The sequence below is a fragment of the Mucilaginibacter rigui genome (genome assembly GCF_014773275.1).
Lineage (GTDB): Bacteria > Bacteroidota > Bacteroidia > Sphingobacteriales > Sphingobacteriaceae > Mucilaginibacter > Mucilaginibacter rigui_A.
The window spans coordinates 154,915-172,097 of record NZ_JACWMW010000002.1 but is presented as its reverse complement, the minus strand read 5'-3'; the positions used below and the strand labels follow the sequence as shown (position 1 = coordinate 172,097).

General features: G+C 43.4%; 20 protein-coding genes. 19 read left to right on the top strand and 1 reads right to left on the bottom strand.

The genetic code is table 11. From position 1 onward, the window contains the following. Nucleotides 1-21: 21 nt before the first annotated feature. Genes IDJ75_RS07810 through IDJ75_RS07785 form a run of 6 tightly spaced genes read left to right on the top strand, consistent with a single transcriptional unit; the run spans nt 22 to nt 4,913 of the window. The gene (locus IDJ75_RS07810) at nt 22-639 is read left to right on the top strand and encodes an ExbD/TolR family protein (RefSeq protein ID WP_191175074.1); all 618 of its coding nucleotides are present in this window, start codon (nt 22-24) and stop codon (nt 637-639) included. A gap of 6 nt (nt 640-645) precedes the next feature. Further along, a complete protein-coding gene (locus IDJ75_RS07805) occupies nt 646-1,176 on the top strand; it encodes an ExbD/TolR family protein (protein WP_191175073.1) in 531 nt (176 codons plus the stop codon). A 35-nt stretch (nt 1,177-1,211) separates the two neighbouring features. Beyond that, nucleotides 1,212-2,036, top strand: a complete 825-nt coding sequence (locus IDJ75_RS07800) for an energy transducer TonB (RefSeq protein ID WP_191175072.1) — start codon at nt 1,212-1,214, stop codon at nt 2,034-2,036. A gap of 6 nt (nt 2,037-2,042) precedes the next feature. Continuing rightward, complete coding sequence (locus IDJ75_RS07795; RefSeq protein WP_191175071.1) at nt 2,043-2,279, top strand: hypothetical protein; 237 nt, start codon at nt 2,043-2,045, stop codon at nt 2,277-2,279. Further along, nucleotides 2,263-3,177, top strand: coding sequence for a PstS family phosphate ABC transporter substrate-binding protein (locus tag IDJ75_RS07790; protein WP_191175070.1), 915 nt, complete (start codon nt 2,263-2,265; stop codon nt 3,175-3,177). The genes IDJ75_RS07795 and IDJ75_RS07790 overlap by 17 nt, the downstream gene beginning before the upstream one ends. Nucleotides 3,178-3,200: 23 nt before the next feature. Beyond that, the gene (locus IDJ75_RS07785) at nt 3,201-4,913 is read left to right on the top strand and encodes a tetratricopeptide repeat protein (protein ID WP_191175069.1); all 1,713 of its coding nucleotides are present in this window, start codon (nt 3,201-3,203) and stop codon (nt 4,911-4,913) included. A gap of 51 nt (nt 4,914-4,964) precedes the next feature. On the opposite strand, the gene IDJ75_RS21540 is transcribed toward IDJ75_RS07785, so the two are convergent. Further along, nucleotides 4,965-5,168, bottom strand: a complete 204-nt coding sequence (locus IDJ75_RS21540) for a bacteriocin-like protein (RefSeq protein WP_449560057.1) — start codon at nt 5,166-5,168, stop codon at nt 4,965-4,967. A gap of 220 nt (nt 5,169-5,388) precedes the next feature. On the opposite strand from IDJ75_RS21540, the gene IDJ75_RS07780 reads away from it, so the two are divergent. The 13 genes from IDJ75_RS07780 to IDJ75_RS07720 all read left to right on the top strand — a co-directional run bounded on the left by IDJ75_RS07780 (nt 5,389) and on the right by IDJ75_RS07720 (nt 17,142). Then, the gene (locus IDJ75_RS07780) at nt 5,389-5,760 is read left to right on the top strand and encodes an NADH-quinone oxidoreductase subunit A (protein WP_191175068.1); all 372 of its coding nucleotides are present in this window, start codon (nt 5,389-5,391) and stop codon (nt 5,758-5,760) included. A gap of 117 nt (nt 5,761-5,877) precedes the next feature. Further along, nucleotides 5,878-6,420: an NADH-quinone oxidoreductase subunit B gene (locus IDJ75_RS07775; protein WP_191175067.1), complete on the top strand. Its 543-nt coding sequence runs from the start codon at nt 5,878-5,880 to the stop codon at nt 6,418-6,420. After that, nucleotides 6,420-6,923 (top strand): NADH-quinone oxidoreductase subunit C, encoded by a 504-nt coding sequence (locus tag IDJ75_RS07770; RefSeq protein WP_191175066.1) that lies wholly within the window; start codon nt 6,420-6,422, stop codon nt 6,921-6,923. The genes IDJ75_RS07775 and IDJ75_RS07770 overlap by 1 nt, the downstream gene beginning before the upstream one ends. A 5-nt stretch (nt 6,924-6,928) precedes the next feature. Beyond that, the gene (locus IDJ75_RS07765) at nt 6,929-8,140 is read left to right on the top strand and encodes an NADH-quinone oxidoreductase subunit D (protein ID WP_191175065.1); all 1,212 of its coding nucleotides are present in this window, start codon (nt 6,929-6,931) and stop codon (nt 8,138-8,140) included. Beyond that, on the top strand, nt 8,133-8,657 hold the full coding sequence (locus IDJ75_RS07760) for an NADH-quinone oxidoreductase subunit NuoE family protein (protein ID WP_191175064.1): 525 nt from the start codon (nt 8,133-8,135) through the stop codon (nt 8,655-8,657). Before IDJ75_RS07765 ends, IDJ75_RS07760 begins: the two co-directional genes overlap by 8 nt. Beyond that, complete coding sequence (gene nuoF, locus IDJ75_RS07755) at nt 8,657-10,021, top strand: NADH-quinone oxidoreductase subunit NuoF (RefSeq protein WP_191175063.1); 1,365 nt, start codon at nt 8,657-8,659, stop codon at nt 10,019-10,021. The genes IDJ75_RS07760 and nuoF overlap by 1 nt, the downstream gene beginning before the upstream one ends. Nucleotides 10,022-10,175: 154 nt before the next feature. After that, complete coding sequence (locus tag IDJ75_RS07750; protein ID WP_191175062.1) at nt 10,176-11,174, top strand: 2Fe-2S iron-sulfur cluster-binding protein; 999 nt, start codon at nt 10,176-10,178, stop codon at nt 11,172-11,174. Continuing rightward, nucleotides 11,174-12,205, top strand: coding sequence for an NADH-quinone oxidoreductase subunit NuoH (nuoH, locus tag IDJ75_RS07745; protein ID WP_191175061.1), 1,032 nt, complete (start codon nt 11,174-11,176; stop codon nt 12,203-12,205). Before IDJ75_RS07750 ends, nuoH begins: the two co-directional genes overlap by 1 nt. Nucleotides 12,206-12,220: 15 nt before the next feature. Next, on the top strand, nt 12,221-12,718 hold the full coding sequence (locus IDJ75_RS07740; RefSeq protein WP_067056857.1) for a NuoI/complex I 23 kDa subunit family protein: 498 nt from the start codon (nt 12,221-12,223) through the stop codon (nt 12,716-12,718). A 64-nt stretch (nt 12,719-12,782) separates the two neighbouring features. Next, nucleotides 12,783-13,289 (top strand): NADH-quinone oxidoreductase subunit J family protein, encoded by a 507-nt coding sequence (locus IDJ75_RS07735; protein ID WP_191175060.1) that lies wholly within the window; start codon nt 12,783-12,785, stop codon nt 13,287-13,289. After that, entirely contained in the window at nt 13,289-13,618 is a 330-nt protein-coding gene (gene nuoK / locus IDJ75_RS07730; protein ID WP_067056863.1) for an NADH-quinone oxidoreductase subunit NuoK, read from the top strand. Before IDJ75_RS07735 ends, nuoK begins: the two co-directional genes overlap by 1 nt. Nucleotides 13,619-13,749: 131 nt before the next feature. Further along, nucleotides 13,750-15,660, top strand: coding sequence for an NADH-quinone oxidoreductase subunit L (gene nuoL / locus IDJ75_RS07725; RefSeq protein ID WP_191175059.1), 1,911 nt, complete (start codon nt 13,750-13,752; stop codon nt 15,658-15,660). 15 nt (nt 15,661-15,675) lie between these two features. Beyond that, nucleotides 15,676-17,142 (top strand): complex I subunit 4 family protein, encoded by a 1,467-nt coding sequence (locus IDJ75_RS07720; RefSeq protein WP_191175058.1) that lies wholly within the window; start codon nt 15,676-15,678, stop codon nt 17,140-17,142. Nucleotides 17,143-17,183 lie beyond the last annotated feature (41 nt).

Sequence of the window (17,183 nt, the reverse complement as noted above, 5' to 3'; positions counted from 1 at the left end):
TATATTTAAAATAAACAGAATATGCCAAGAGTAAAAGTTGCAAGGAAGAGCACTGCTATAGATATGACCGCCATGTGCGACGTAGCTTTCCTGTTGCTTACTTTCTTTATATTAACAGCAAAACCCCGTACCGAAGACCCTGTACCTATAGATGTGCCGGCTTCAACCGCGGAGATACCGCTTCCTGAAGAAAACGTGCTTTTGTTGACCGTTGGACAGGGAAAGGTTTTCTATACGGTAGAAGGTACAGATATACGCAAACAAACGCTTGAGCAAATGGGCGAAAAGTACAACATTAAGTTTACCCCGGAGCAGAAGCAAGTGTTTTCAGGTGTGCCGGTTCTTGGCGTGCCGATGAACCAGTTACAGGCGTTCCTTAACTTAGATGTTGATAAGCGTAAAGAGTATAAGCAACCTGGTATCCCTAATGATACTACGGCTAATAATGAGCTTGCCGACTGGATACGCGAATCGCGTAAGGCCGTTGCCTCATTGCATAACAAACCGTTAAGAATATCTGTTAAAGGGGATAACAAAGAAGAATACCCTACTATCAAAAAGATAATCGGTATTTTTCAAAAACAAAGAATTGATAAGTTTAGCTTTATAACAGCAGTTAAAAACGAACCTAAAAAATAATAAACAATGGCAGAATTAGACACCTCCGGCGGGGGTAAAAAGGGCGGGAAAGTAAGAAGTAAAAAAGCTTCAACACGCGTAGATTTAACTGCGATGGTGGATTTGGCTTTCTTATTGATCACGTTCTTTATCATGACCACCACGCTATCTAAACCGAAAGCGATGGATGTGACCATGCCCCGTAAGGATGAAAATCAAAAAGACCAGTTACCGGTTGCCGCTTCGCGATCAATGACAATTCTACTTGGTGCTAATAATAAAGTGGAATGGTTTATAGGAGAGCCCGGTAAATCGGCCCCCGAAACTATTAATTACGGTAAGGATGGGTTACGCAAAATCCTGATCGAAAAAGGTAAGGAAATACAAGCAAGTACAGGTAAATATATGGTTGTGCTGATTAAGCCAAGCGATAAATCAAACTATAAAAATTTGGTTGACGCGCTTGATGAAATGGCTATAACCAAAATAGAATCTTTCGCGATTGTAGATATTTTACCCGCTGAGGTTGAGTTGCTTAAACGTGACGGGAATTATTAAGAACTATTAAAGTAAAAAATTAACGTTATAAGATAATGTTTGGATCAAAATTAGACATACTTAACCAGCAATGGATTGACGTTGTTTTTTCAGGCCGTAACAAAAATTATGGTGCGTACGAATTAAGAAAAAATAACCCTCGTAATACAAACAGGGCACTTTTAATTGGTGTAGCAGCATTTGTTTTACTTATATCCTTTAAAACAATACTCAATGCAATAGATGGGTTTATACCCAAAGCTGATGAGAAAGTAAAAGTAACCGAAGTGGTTTTACCACCACCACCGGTGAACGAAGAGGTAAAACCACCGCCACCGCCACCAGAGCCGCCTAAACCAAAGGTAGATCAGGTACGTTTCCCACCTCCGGTTGTAAAACCCGATAACGAGGTGCGCGAAAAAGAACCGCCAACCGTAAAAGAGTTGGAAGTTGCCGATCCGGGCCCTAAAGACCAGAAAGGTGACCCTAACGCCGCTATCACAATTGATGAGCCGGTAGGTAATGCGGATGTTAAACAGGTAGTTGAAGAAAACCCTAACCAGATCTTCACGGCGGTTGAGCAAGTGCCAACCTTCCCGGGTGGTGAGTCAGGTTTCAACAAATACCTTCAAAAGGCAATCCACTACCCTGCTATTGCAAGGGAAAACAACGTACAGGGACGTGTAATTGTACAGTTCGTAGTTGAAAGAGACGGTTCTTTAACAGATATTAAAGTTGTTAGAGGTATTGGTAGCGGTTGTGATGAAGAAGCAATGCGCGCTTTAAAAGCGTCTCCGAAATGGAAACCAGGTATCCAGAATGGCCGCCCGGTACGTGTACAATACAGTGTACCAGTAGCCTTCGCTTTGGCGCAAGAATAAAAATTAATGTTATCAAATAACAATGAGAAGCAAAAATCGCCCAAAAGGCGGTTTTTGCTTATTTTAGGAGTTACTGCATTTGTTGGCCTGTTGGTATTTGGCCTGCTCATCATATTCCGGGATAGTTTCCTGGAGCAATTACCAAAGCCACAAAAAACCATATTTGGTTGTGTTGTAATTGTTTATGCAGTTTTACGCTTTGCGCGTTATTTAAGAAAGGACCCTAATGAAAATGAAGTTTAAACAGTTGTTATTAGGGGTTACTGTTTTAGCGGCTTTACAAAGCTGCCAGCAAAACACCAAAAAAAATGCACCGCTTGATGGTTTTACATCGGGCACAGCTAATTTTGTGGGCGATGAATCGTTTTCGCCTATAATAGAGGAAGAGTTGTATGTTTTTAAGGCTATTTATCCCGAAGCTAAACCGGTAATTACTTACAAGCCCGAAGCTGAGGTGGTAAACAGTTTAATGAATGATAAAACAAGGCTAATTATACTATCGCGTAATTTAGATACTGCCGAGCTTGGCGTATTAAAAAGGCGCGCCCTGGTTCCCGACGTGAATAAATTTGCAATAGATGCGGTAGCAATAATTGTAAACCAGGCATCGAACGACACCACAATTTCGGTGGGGGAAATTAAAAAGATGCTGATCGGGCAGTCAAAAACAGATAAAAATATTGTATTTGACAACCCCAACTCAAGTTTGGTAAGGTATTTGAAGGCCTTAACCGGAAGCAAAGAGTTTAAGCAAAAAAATATTTATGCGTTAAGTTCAAGTAAAGAGGTTATAAAGTACGTTAGCACGCACCCCAATGCTATAGGAATAACCGGCTTTAACTGGCTAAACGACCCGGATAAGGACTACGCTGAGGCTGTTGATAAGGTTAAAATTGTAGGCGTTAAGGATGAGGGCAGTAAAACCAGCCCTAATGAATACTTTAAACCTTCGCAGACTACGCTTGTCCAACATACGTATCCGTTAAGCAGGTCGTTATATGTAATAGACTGCACAGGCAGGAAAGGGTTAGCTGCAGGCTTTGCATCATTTTTAGCCAGCGAACGCGGACAAAGAATAATACTAAAATCGGGCTTATTACCTGATTCTATCCCCTCAAGGGAAATAAACATAACACACTAACTATACATAATTTAGAAACTAAGATGAAAATGATCAGTAAGATAAGTAAGATAGTACTGGCTCTGACGCTTGTAGGCTCATCATCGGTTTTTGCGCAGAGTTTAGCCGATGCCAAGAAAGCGATTGATGCGGAGCAGTTTCAGAAAGCTAAATCAATGCTTAAAAATTTAACAGTAACACAGGCTAATAAGGATGAAAACTTCTTTTACTTGGGTTGGGTGTACATTCTTCAGGAATACCCGGATTCTGCAAAAGCAGTGTTTCAAAAGGGTATTGCTGTAAACCCAAAATCGGCCTTAAACTATGCGGGTTTAGGCGCGGCCGCTTTTGTTGATAAAGACAAGGCAACCGCTACTACTAACTTTAACCAGGCGGTATCTTTAGCAGGTAAAGACAGTAAGCCATATCTATATGTGGGCGAGGCTTACCTGTTAAATGATGTTGATGGTAAAGTACCTGCGGCAGATGCAAACGCTGCTATAGCGGTATTAACGAAGGGTAAAACCGTTAACCCTAAGGATGCCGAGATATTGGTTGCTTTAGGTGATGCTTTACGTACGCAAAGCAAAAATACCGAGGCGCTGGGTAACTATCAGGCTGCTTTGGATATCGACCCTAAGCTGGCACACGCTAAAGTGGCAACCGGTGTTATCTGGAAATATGCCAACAACTTTGAAAGCTCAGAAACTGAGTTTAAAGCAGCTTTGGCTATCGACCCTAATTATGGCCCTGCTTACCGCGAGTGGGCTGAAACAGATGTACGCTGGGCGTTTGCCGACCCTAAAATGGCATCAGCTAAGATCAAGGAAGCAACAGACCAGTATAAAAAATACCTGTCGCTAACAGACCTGTCTATTGAGTCGCGTATGCGTTATGCCGACTTCTTGCTACTGTCTGGCGATTTTAAAACCCTGCAAACAGAAGCTGCTGCATTAGCAGGCGCTGCAAATGGTAACCTAAAAGTTTACCGTTACCTGGCTTATGCTGCTTATGAGAATAAAGATTATCCTGCTGCGTTAACAGCCATGAATACCTGGATAACTAAAGCAGATCCAAAACGTATCATCCCACGTGACTATGTTTACCTGGGCCGTATACAGATCGAATCAAAACAGGATTCATTAGGTATTGGGTCATTACGTAAAGCAATAGAATTAGATACCACCAACGTGGCTGTTTATTCTGAAATTGGTAAGGCACTTTATGGTCAAGGAAAGTACATGGAAGCAGCCAATGCTTACAATATTTATACACAAAAATCATCTAAAGCTACTTTAAATGATTATTTATCAAAAGGCTTGAGTTACTATAAAGCATTTACAGACCAATATTATAGTAAAGCAACACCAAAACCAATACCCGACACCACATTATTAGTTAAAGCTGATTCTGCATTTGCTCACATTCAGCAAAAGGCAAGTGCACCTGTACCAATAGTTGCATTATATCAAGCTCGTGCTAATGATTTTAAAGAGCCAGATAGAAATACATCAAAAGGTTTAGCAAAACCTTTTTACGAGCAATACATTCAGTTACAAACTGCTAAAGGCGTAAAAGATACCGATAAGGCTTTTATGGCAGAAGCCTATGCATATTTGGGCGTATATTATGAGTATAAAGAAAAGGACGATGCTAAAGCATTAGAAAACTACTCTAAAGCCAGAGAATTTGATCCAACAAATAAAACTGCTGCAGCTTACTTCTCACGTAAAGGTGGAGCAGTAAAGGGTAAATAGCCTTAAGCTGATAATAATAAAAGAGCCCCTTTAAAAAGGGGCTCTTTTATTTTATAAAGGTTCTGGTATCTCAACATATCGTGATTCGCAATGTGACCGGCTGTGGTCAAAAGCAGGAATAACGCACTCGCAAGCATCCGGGCATGTTCCCATTGAGCAAGGTCCATCAATTGATGAACATTCATCATTCTTTGGCCTTAATCCACCAGTTACACTTTTCATCTCTTCTCTGCTAAGTCGGTTAAATTTTTTCATATAAATAAAGATTAATTGGTTAACATGATTACACCCATGCATTTAGGCGGCATTTATAAAGTGTATGCTCCTTTAATACAAGTTGGAGAATATTTTTTAAACTTGTATTAAGGTGCCTGAAAATGAACAGAATGAATAAATAACTCATTGCCATTTAACATAAAAAAGCCCCTTCAAAAAAGGGGCTTTTTTATTATGCACTCATTTGTATATTTGCAGCATGGAATTACAAAGTTTACCGGTTAATTATTTGCCAATCATATTCCAGATGCTGGTAGCCCTGGGGTTTGTTGTTACAACCATGTTTGTAACCCACAAAATAGGCCCTAAACGCGTAACAAAAGATAAGCTCACCCCGTTCGAGTCGGGTATTGAGGTTATTGGTAACGCCCGAACGCCAATGTCAATTAAATACTTCCTGGTAGCAATACTTTTTGTGTTGTTTGATGTGGAGGTTATTTTTATGTACCCGTGGGCGGTAAACTTCCGCGATCTGGGCAGAGACGGCATGATAGAGATGTTTATCTTTATGGCTACGCTGCTTGCAGGTTTTATCTACATCATCAAAAAAGGCGCTTTAAACTGGGATTAGTTTAGATTGATTCTAAATATATTTCAGAAACCTTCATAGTGTATTTGTTACAACGTATTTATTGTAAATTTGCCTATCGGTTTTAACCGATGAGTTAATTTTATTTGATAAGAATTAATGAGTGATATTCAAATAGTTGATGCTCCGGCCGGTGTAGAAGGAGTTGGGTTTTTTGCCACATCGCTTGATAAGGCAATAGGCGTAGCTCGTGCAAATTCATTATGGCCACTGCCATTTGCAACTTCATGCTGTGGTATCGAATTTATGGCTACCATGGGTTCGCATTACGATCTGAGCAGGTTTGGTGCCGAGCGTTTAAGCTTTTCGCCACGCCAGGCCGATCTGTTGATGGTAATGGGCACTATATCTAAAAAAATGGGTCCGGTTTTACGCCAGGTTTATTTGCAAATGGCCGAGCCCCGTTGGGTAATGGCTGTAGGTGCCTGTGCATCAAGCGGTGGTATATTTGATACATATTCTGTTTTGCAGGGTATTGACGAGGTTATACCGGTTGATGTCTACGTGCCCGGCTGCCCGCCACGCCCCGAGGCAATTATTGATGGTTTTATGGCAATACAGGAATTGGTACGTACCGAAACATTGCGCAGGCGCAGTGAGCCGAAGTACCAGGCATTACTGGCTAAATACGGAATTCAATAATGGGCAAAATATCAAACGAAGAACTTGTACAAAAGCTGACGGATAAATTTGCCGGCCAGGTTACACAAACAGGTGCCGATTACGGCCTGCTTACTGTTGAAACCAGTAAAGAACTGATACATGATGTGCTTGCTTATCTGAAAACAGATGCAGCTTTACAGTTCATCTATTTAACAGATATTACCGCCATCCATTATCCCGAACAGGAAAAGCAGATAGGTGTAATATATCACCTGCATAGCTTAACAACCAATACACGTATCCGTATAAAGGTTTACCTTACTTTAGAAGACCTGCACATCCCTACAGCAACAACCCTGTGGGATGGCGCCAACTGGATGGAGCGTGAAACATACGACTTTTTTGGGGTGATATTTGACGGGCACCCCGACCTGCGCCGGATACTGAATGTTGATGACATGACGGTATTCCCGATGAGGAAGGAATTCCCGCTGGAAGATCCAAACCGTATTGATAAAAAAGATTACTTTTTCGGGAGATAACATACATGCAGAACCACCCGGTATATACTGATAACGATCCGCAAACGGAATACTCCACGCTAAACCTGGGGCCAACTCACCCTGCAACACATGGCGTGTTCCAGAATGTATTGCAGTTGGATGGCGAACGTATTGTTAGCGGCGTATCAACCATAGGCTACATTCACCGCGCATTCGAAAAAATTGCCGAACACCGCCCGTTCTACCAGATAACACCACTTACCGACCGCCTTAATTATTGCTCATCGCCCATAAACAACATGGGCTGGCATATGACGGTTGAAAAAATGCTGAATATACAAATGCCAAAACGTGTTGATTACATGCGTGTAATTATCATGGAACTGGCCCGTATTGCAGATCATATTGTGTGTAACGGCGTATTGGGTGTTGATACAGGTGCCTTCACGGGTTTCCTTTACATGATGGAGTACCGCGAGGAGATCTACGAAATTTATGAAGAGATATGCGGCTCGCGTTTAACAACAAACATTGGCCGCATTGGTGGTTTCGAGCGTAATTTCAATACCATCGCCTTTAACAAGATCCGTAAGTTCATTCAGAAATTCCCGCCGGTATTGCGTGAGTTTGAAGCTCTTTTTAACCGTAACAGGATATTTATTGACCGTACAAGGGATGTAGCGGCGGTTACCCAGGAGCAAGCCTTAAGCTACAGTTGGAGCGGCCCGATATTGCGTGCTACAGGTGTTGATTATGATGTAAGGGCCATGGAGCCGTATTCATCATACGAAGATTTTGATTTTGAAGTGCCGGTTGGCGAGAACGGCGACGTTTACAACCGCTTTTTGGTACGTAACGAAGAAATGTGGCAGAGCCTCCGCATTATTGAGCAGGCGCTGAACAAGATAGAAAAAGAACCGTCGGATATATTCCACGCGGATGTGCCGGCCTTTTACCTGCCTCCAAAAGAGGAAGTATATAATAACATGGAAGCTTTGATCTATCACTTTAAAATAGTGATGGGCGAGGTAGAAACCCCCAATGCCGAGGTTTACCACGCGGTTGAAGGAGCAAATGGTGAGTTAGGATTTTACTTGGTTAATGATGGTGGCCGCTCGCCATATCGTTTGCATTTCCGCAGGCCAAGCTTTATCAACTACCAGATGTATGCGCCAATGAGCCGGGGGATGTTATTATCTGATGCTATTATTAACATGAGTAGTTTAAACGTTATAGCCGGAGAGTTAGATGCTTAGTGTACAGGATACCAATACACCGGTAACATTTTCGCCGGAATTGCTCAGCAAATTTGCTGATGTGGTGAGCCGTTACCCCGAGGGAAAACAAAAATCGGCCTTGCTGCCTATACTGCATTTGGTACAGGCCGAGTTTGGCTGGGTAAGTGCACCCGCAATGGATAAAGTTGCCGAATATCTTTCTATCCAGCCGATAGAGGTTTACGAGGTAGCATCGTTTTACACCATGTACTTTTTAAAGCCCCAGGGCAAGTACATGCTTGAAGTTTGCCGTACAGGTCCCTGCGAAATTGTTGGCGCAACCCCAATAATGGAGCATATAGAAAAAACGCTTGGTGTTAAAGAAGGTGATGTTACCCCCGATGGTTTATTTAGCTGGAGAGGTGTTGAATGCCTTGCTGCCTGTGGCTATGGCCCGGTACTGCAAATTGGCCCCGAGTACACTTTTTACGAGAACTTAACCACTGAGTCGGTTGACAAACTGATTAGTGACCTAAAAGGAAAGGCGAACAACTAATGGCACGTAAATTACTTTTAGAACATATAAACGTACCCGGCATCAATACATTTGATGTTTACCGCTCAAAAGGCGGTTACGCTGCTGTTGAAAAAGCCCTGAAAACCCTCACCCCTGATGAAGTGGTGGAAGAGGTTAAAAAATCGGGCTTGCGCGGCCGTGGTGGCGCAGGTTTCCCTACCGGAATGAAATGGAGCTTTTTGGCTAAACCGGAGGGTGTTGCCCGTTACCTGGTTTGTAATGCTGATGAATCTGAACCCGGTACTTTTAAAGACCGTTATTTGATGACCTACATCCCTCACTTATTAATTGAGGGGATGATAGTAGCCAGTTTTGCGCTGGGTGCAAAAACATCATTCATATACGTGCGCGGCGAAATGATGCCGCAGATCCGCATCCTTGAAAAAGCCATTGCCGAAGCAAAAGCAAAAGGCTTTTTGGGTAAAAATATTTTAGGCAGCGGTTACGACCTGGAGCTTTACGTACAACCAGGCGGTGGCGCTTACATCTGTGGCGAAGAAACCGCTTTGTTAGAATCACTGGAAGGTAAACGTGGTAACCCGAGGATAAAACCCCCGTTCCCGGCTATTGCAGGTTTGTATGGCTGCCCAACGGTGGTAAACAATGTTGAATCAATAGCGGCAGTTGTGCCTATCATTAACGAAGGTGGCGACGAGTACGCAAAAGTTGGTATTGGCCGCAGTACCGGTACAAAACTGATCTCGGCAGGTGGTAACCTGAAAAAACCGGGTGTTTACGAAATTGACCTTGGCCTGCCTGTTGAAGAATTTTTATATAGCGATGAATATTGCGGAGGCATTGCCAACGGCAAACGCTTAAAAGCAGTTGTTGCGGGTGGTTCGTCTGTACCGATCTTACCGGCTAACCTGTTCATGAAAACTATTAACGGCGAAGGCCGCCTGATGAGCTACGAATCATTGGCTGATGGTGGTTTCGTGAGCGGTACCATGATGGGATCAGGTGGTTTTATAGCTTATGATGAAGACCAGTGTATTGTACGCAACACCTGGAACTTTGCAAGGTTCTATCACCATGAAAGCTGCGGACAATGTTCGCCTTGCCGCGAAGGTACCGGCTGGATGGAAAAAGTTTTACACCGCCTGGAATACGGCCACGGTAAAATGAGCGACATGGACCTGCTGGTTGATGTATCCAAAAAAATTGAAGGTAATACAATTTGCCCGCTGGGCGACGCGGCAGCATGGCCGGTGGCCAGTGCTATCCGCCACTTCAGGGACGAGTTTGAATGGCATGTAACGCATCCGCATGAAGCAACAACCCGTAATTTTGGGTTAGCGCATTATGCAGACCCGTTGCCTAAATTGGAAGAAGCGGCGAGTTAAATAAAGTATCTAATAAACTATGTCATTGCGAGGAACGAAGCAATCTCATAGAATAGTAGGATATGCTAAGATTGCCGCGCTACGCTCGCAATGACATACAAGAATAATAATCGCCGGTAACGGTGATAGAAAATATAAAAAGGACGATAAGTCAATGAAAGTAACAATAGACGGATTTCCTATTGAAGTAGAAGCCGGGACAACCATCCTGAACGCCGCAAGGATGATAGGTGGTGACATTGTCCCGCCGGCTATGTGCTATTACTCAAAGCTAGAAGGCAGCGGCGGTAAATGCCGTACCTGTTTGGTGCAGGTAACAAAGGGTTCTGAAAAAGACCCGCGCCCTATGCCAAAGCTGGTAGCCAGCTGCCGTACAACGGTAATGGATGGCATGGAAGTGAAAAACATCACTTCGCCGGAGGTTATTGAGGCGCGTAAAGGTGTGGTAGAAATGTTATTGATTAACCACCCGCTGGATTGCCCGGTTTGCGACCAGGCTGGCGAGTGCCATTTACAGGATTTAGGCTACGAGCACGGCGCTGCTAAAACCCGTTATGAGTTTGACCGCCGTACATTCGAGAAGATAGATATTGGTGATAAGATACAACTGCACATGACGCGCTGTATTCTGTGCTACCGTTGTGTTTTTGTTGCCGACCAGATAACCGATCACCGTATCCACGGCATCTTAAACCGCGGCGATCATTCAGAAATTTCAACCTACATCCAAAAGGCTGTTGATAACGATTTCTCAGGCAACGTAATTGATGTTTGCCCGGTAGGCGCATTAACCGATAAAACCTTCCGCTTTAAAAACCGTGTTTGGTTCACCAAACCTGTTGAGGCGCATCGCGAATGCGAGAACCCTAAATGCTGCGGTAAAGTAACCTTATGGTATAAGGGCGAGGATGTTATCCGTGTAACCGCGCGTAAAGATGAGTACGGCGAGGCAGAAGAATTTATTTGCAACACCTGCCGTTTTGATAAAAAGAAAACCAGTGACTGGGTGATAGAAGGCCCGCGTAAAGTATCGCATAAATCTGTTATCAGCTCAAACCACTATGATACGCTGCACCCACTGCCGGTTGTAAAAACCAACCCGGTATTGATAGAAGCGAATAAAGAACAATTTGAAAGGGAGACACGCCTGTAATGGAATTAGCAGACATTGCCATAAAATTTGGCCTCATCATTATTATATTTCTGATAAGCCTGGTAATAGCCATGTATTCTACCTATGCCGAGCGCAAGATAGCGGCATTTTTTCAGGATAGGGTTGGCCCTAACCGTGCTGGCCCATGGGGTATTTTACAGCCACTGGCCGATGGTGGCAAGATGTTTTTGAAAGAAGAGATCATCCCAACTAATGCAACGCCGTTCCTGTTCATCGTTGGCCCTTCGTTAGCTATCCTTACCGCATGTATTGGTTCGGCAGTTATACCATGGGGGCAAAATATGGTGATAGGCGGCAAGGTTATCCCCCTGCAGGTTACAGATATTAACGTAGGCATCCTGTACATTTTCGGCGTGGTATCGCTGGGTGTATACGGTGTAATGATAGGTGGCTGGGCATCAAACAATAAATACTCTTTATTAGGTGCTATCCGTGCGGCATCGCAAAACATCAGTTACGAAATTTCAATGGGGCTTTCTATCATCGCCCTGTTATTGGTTACGGGTACTTTAAGCCTTGGCGAAATTGCCCAGCAGCAACACGGCTGGCACTGGAACGTGCTTTACCAGCCAGTAGGGTTTATCCTGTTCCTGGTTTGTGCCTTTGCCGAAACCAACCGTACACCATTTGATTTACCTGAGTGCGAAACCGAGCTTGTTGGTGGTTACCACACCGAATACTCGTCAATGAAACTTGGTTTTTACCTGTTTGCCGAATATATAAACATGTTCATCTCATCGGCAGTAATGGCCACCTTATATTTTGGTGGCTATAATTACCCGGGGATGGATTGGGTTGCCGCACACGTTGGCCCTATTGCAGGCCCGCTTATTGGTACCGCGGTGTTCTTCGCAAAAATATTCCTGTTCATCTTCTTCTTTATGTGGGTACGCTGGACAATCCCGCGTTTCCGTTACGATCAGTTGATGGACCTGGGCTGGAAAATATTGATACCATTGGCTATAGCAAATATTGTTGTTACCGGTGTAGTAATCACTTTACTTAATTAGTTTGAGAGGTAGTAAATGGAATCATTAAGTAATAAAAAGAAACAATTAACAGTTAAACCGCTCAACTTTTTAGAGCGTGCTTACCTGCCTGCTATTGTGAGCGGCCTGGCCATCACAATGAAGCACTTCTTCAAAAAACCGGTTACTATACAGTACCCCGAGCAAAAGCGCGAGTTTTCTGAAAACTTTCGTGGCATGCACTCGCTAAAACGCGATGAGAATGGTGCGGAGCGTTGTACTGCCTGTGGCCTTTGCGCACTATCGTGCCCGGCCGAGGCTATTACCATGCAGGCTGCCGAGCGCCAGAAAGGCGAAGAAAACTTATATCGTGAAGAAAAATACGCAGCAGTTTACGAGATAAACATGTTGCGCTGTATTTTTTGCGGCTTATGCGAAGAGGCTTGCCCTAAAGAAGCAATATACCTGGATGGCGATATCGTTCCTTCGGATTACCTGAGGAAAGATTTTATATATGGTAAAGACAAATTAGTAGAGGCACCTTTAAATCAATAACCAAAGTTTTATACCTTTGCCCAACTCTTTTTAGTAGGGCAAAAGTATTTTGTAAAATATAAACATGAGTACATTTTACTTCATCGCGTTTTTATCCATATTCTTTTCAATACTGGTTATTTCTGCAAAAAACCCGGTGCATAGCATACTGTACCTTATACTTACCTTCTTTACTTTCACCATTCACTATATATTAATGAATGCCCAGTTTTTGGCCATTGTAAACTTTATTGTTTACATGGGTGCTATACTGGTGCTGTTTTTATATACGCTGATGCTGATAAACCTGAATAAGGAAAGCGAGCCGGTTAAGCCGTTTATGGTGAAGATAGCCGCGGTGTTTGGTGGTGGTATACTGGCGGTAGCGCTGGTATCGTCATTGAAATCGTTAGGCGTGTCTGATCCGGTAGTGTTAAAGAACCCCGAGCTTGGCCTGGTAAAAAACCTGGGTAAAGTATTATTCAACGAATTTTTATTGCCGTTTGAGGTATCGTCGGTATTGCTGTTATCAGCAATGGTTGGTGCGGTACTATTGGCTACAAAAGATAAAGAAACTAAAGCAACCATCTGATGGAAAGTTTAACCCATACCATTCAAGCGGTGCCGCTTAACCATTACATTTTATTAAGCGCTATCATATTTTCGATAGGCGTAATGGGCGTTTTGTTACGCCGTAACGCTATCGTAATATTCATGTCGGTTGAGCTGATGCTTAACTCGGTTAACCTGTTGCTTACTGCATTTTCGGTTTACCGTGGCGATGCAGCCGGGCAGGTTTTTGTGTTTTTTATTATGGCACTGGCCGCCGCAGAAGTTGCAGTAGGCCTGGCTATTATAGTAATGATATACCGCAACACCAATTCAATCGATATTAACGTATTGAACAGGTTGAAGTGGTAAGCTGATTTCGAATTTCGTCCCGATAGCTACGGGATTTGATTTCGGATTTATAATGAACTAAAAACAAAGCGTCATTGCGAGGAACCAAGTAATCTCCTGATAAGCATACGACGTAAGAAATAACAACATAAATGGACAATTTGATCTGGCTTATTCCTGTACTACCCTTAGCCGGTTTTGTTATAAACGGACTTGGGCGTAATACCCTGTCTAAAGGTATTATTGGCGCTATCGGCAGTTTACTGGTATTGGTTGCATTTGGTTTAAGTGTGGCTACATTCTTCCAGATAAAACAATCGGGCGTACCTGTTAACGTAACCATATTCGATTGGATAAGCGTAGGCAATTTCCATATCCCGTTCGCATTTTTGATAGATCAGCTGAGCTCTATTATGCTGTTGATCATCACGGGCGTAGGTTTCCTTATCCACCTGTACTCTATTGGCTATATGCACGATGATAAAGGCTTCGGTAAGTTCTTTGCTTACTTAAACCTGTTCGTTTTCTTCATGCTGCTGCTGGTAATGGGTAGCAACTATGTGGTGATGTTCATTGGCTGGGAAGGCGTGGGCTTATGCTCATATTTGCTTATCGGTTTCTGGTACAGCAACCCAAGTTATGCCGATGCTGCGAAGAAGGCTTTTGTGATGAACCGTATTGGTGACCTTGGCTTTTTGCTGGGCATCTTCCTTTTAGTAAATTCATTTGGCAGCGTTGCTTTCGCGGATATCTTCCCTAAGGCGGTTAGCGTAGTAGGCGGCGGTGCACCTATAGTATTGATCACATTGTTGCTATTTGTTGGCGCGGTTGGTAAATCGGCACAGTTGCCATTATTTACCTGGCTGCCCGATGCGATGGCCGGCCCAACCCCGGTGTCGGCACTGATCCACGCGGCAACGATGGTTACAGCAGGTATTTATATGATAGCGCGCTCAAACATCCTGTTTACGCTTGCGCCGGATACGATGGAAGTAATTGCCATTGTTGGTTTAGCTACCGCGGCGTTTGCAGCATTGATAGCGCTTACCCAAACAGATATTAAAAAAGTACTGGCCTATTCAACCGTATCGCAGTTGGGGTATATGTTTTTAGGTTTAGGCGTTGGCGCTTACACAGGCGCTTTCTTCCATGTATTAACACATGCCTTCTTTAAAGCGTTATTATTCCTGGGTGCGGGTTCTGTTATACACGCTATGGGCGGCGAGCAGAATATGCGTAAAATGGGCGGATTGAAAGGCAAGATCAAAGTAACCTTCATCACCATGCTGGTGGGTACCATCGCCATTGCGGGTATCCCTCCGTTCTCGGGTTTCTTTTCAAAAGACGAAATTTTGGCCGCGGCCTTTGCGCATAGCACAACATTTTATGTAGTGGGTGTTATTACCGCAGGTTTAACATCTTTCTATATGTTCCGGATGATGTACCTTACCTTTTGGGGGAAATTCCGCGGAACGCATGAGCAGGAACACCATCTGCATGAGTCGCCTGCTAACATGACCATCCCTTTGATCATCCTGGCTATATTATCGGCCATTGCAGGTATGATAGGCGTACCGGCAGTATTAGGTGGCCACCACGAACTTGGCGCTTACCTTGCGCCGGTGTTTGAGCAATCAACAAAATTGCTGGGCGAGCATGAGCTTAGCCATAACACCGAATGGATATTAATGGGTACATCAGTACTGATAGCATTCTTAGCCTTAGGGTATGCTTATAGTAAATACGTTAGCAATAGCCATGTGCCTGTTTCTGATCAGGAAGAACGCCCGGCTTTGGCCAACCTGTCATACCATAAATTTTATATTGATGAGTTGTATGATAAGGTGATCCGCAAGCCGCTGGATGCTATATCGGTATTCTTCTACAAAGTGGTAGAGCAATTAGGTATTGATGGTTTTGTGAACGGCCTTGGTAAAGGTGCTTTAGATACAAGTAAAGGCTTGCGCCTGTTGCAAACAGGTAATGTAGGTTTCTACATATTTATGATGGTGGTAGGCATTATTGCCATTTTGGTGTACAGTTTAATTAAAATAGGCGCTTAAGCGTTAACATATAAAATGACGGTTAGCATTTTACTTTTATTACCGGTAGTAGCAGCCCTTTTAGTGCTGTTGTTTAAGAACGAGGCAGCCAAGCACGCGGCCCTGTTATTCTCGCTTATTGAGCTTGGGATAGTTGTGTATTTCCTTATAGGTTTTCTACCAGATGCATCTGTGCAATATGGTATTGATGTGCCCTGGATAGCACAAATGGGCATTTACTTCAAAGCCGGTATTGATGGCATCAGTATGGTGATGGTATTGTTGACCACGGTGCTTGTGCCGCTTATTATACTAACCACTTACAAACACGAGTATAAAAATGCGAAAGCCTTTTATGCGCTGATATTGTTTATGCAGGCCGGTTTGTTAACCGTGTTTACAGCTTTGGATGGTTTCCTTTTCTACGTAGGTTGGGAAGCTGCGCTGATACCTATTTACTTTATCTGTGCGCTTTGGGGCGGCGAAAACCGCATCCGCATCAATATTAAATTTTTCATTTACACGTTTGCCGGCTCGTTATTTATGCTGGTGGGTATTATTTACCTATACCTGCAAACCCCGGGTAAGATCTACGATCTTCACTCATTTTATGACCTTAGCCTAAGCTTAACACAACAAAACTGGGTGTTTTGGGCGTTCTTTATAGCTTTTGCTATTAAGATGCCGTTATTCCCTTTTCATACCTGGCAGCCGGATACTTATACCGAAGCCCCATCGGCAGGTACCATGATGTTATCGGGTATTATGCTAAAAATGGGTATTTATGGTGTTATCCGCTGGCTTATACCAAATGCGCCTGCGGGTTTCCTGCAATGGCAAAACCTGGTGATGATATTATCGGTAATTGGTGTTGTTTACGCTTCTCTTATTGCCTTTAATCAAAAGGATGGTAAACGCCTGGTGGCTTATTCATCTATTGCTCACGTAGGCCTTATAGCTGCCGGTATATTTGCCTGGACGGTACAAGGCGTACAGGGTGCTATGATACAAATGCTGAGCCACGGTATAAATGTGGTGGGTATGTTCTTTATCTGGGATATTATTAGCCGCCGTTTAAATACCCGCGATATCAGCCAGATGGGTGGTATTGCCAAAGTAGCGCCAAATTTCTCAATCGCATTTCTGATCATCGTTTTAGGTACAGTGGCCCTGCCGTTAACCAATGGGTTTGTAGGCGAGTTCCTGTTGCTGAAAGGTGTATTTAATTATAACATTTGGTTTGCCGCAGTTGCGGGTTTAACCATCATATTTGGCGCAGTATATATGCTACGTATGTACAAAAACGTAATGCAGGGCGAAACCAACGAACTAACGGCACTATTTGCCGATATAAGCGGTTCAGAGAAACTGGTACTTGGGATTATTTGCGTGCTGATCATCGGCATCGGTGTTTATCCGCAGCCTATACTGCACCTGTCTGAAGCGGCAGTTACCAATTTGGTAAATACCGTGAGTGCCAAATTTGTAAATGCAGGCTATTAAAATTCTAATCTCTAATTTCTAAATCCTAAAAAGAAAAGAAA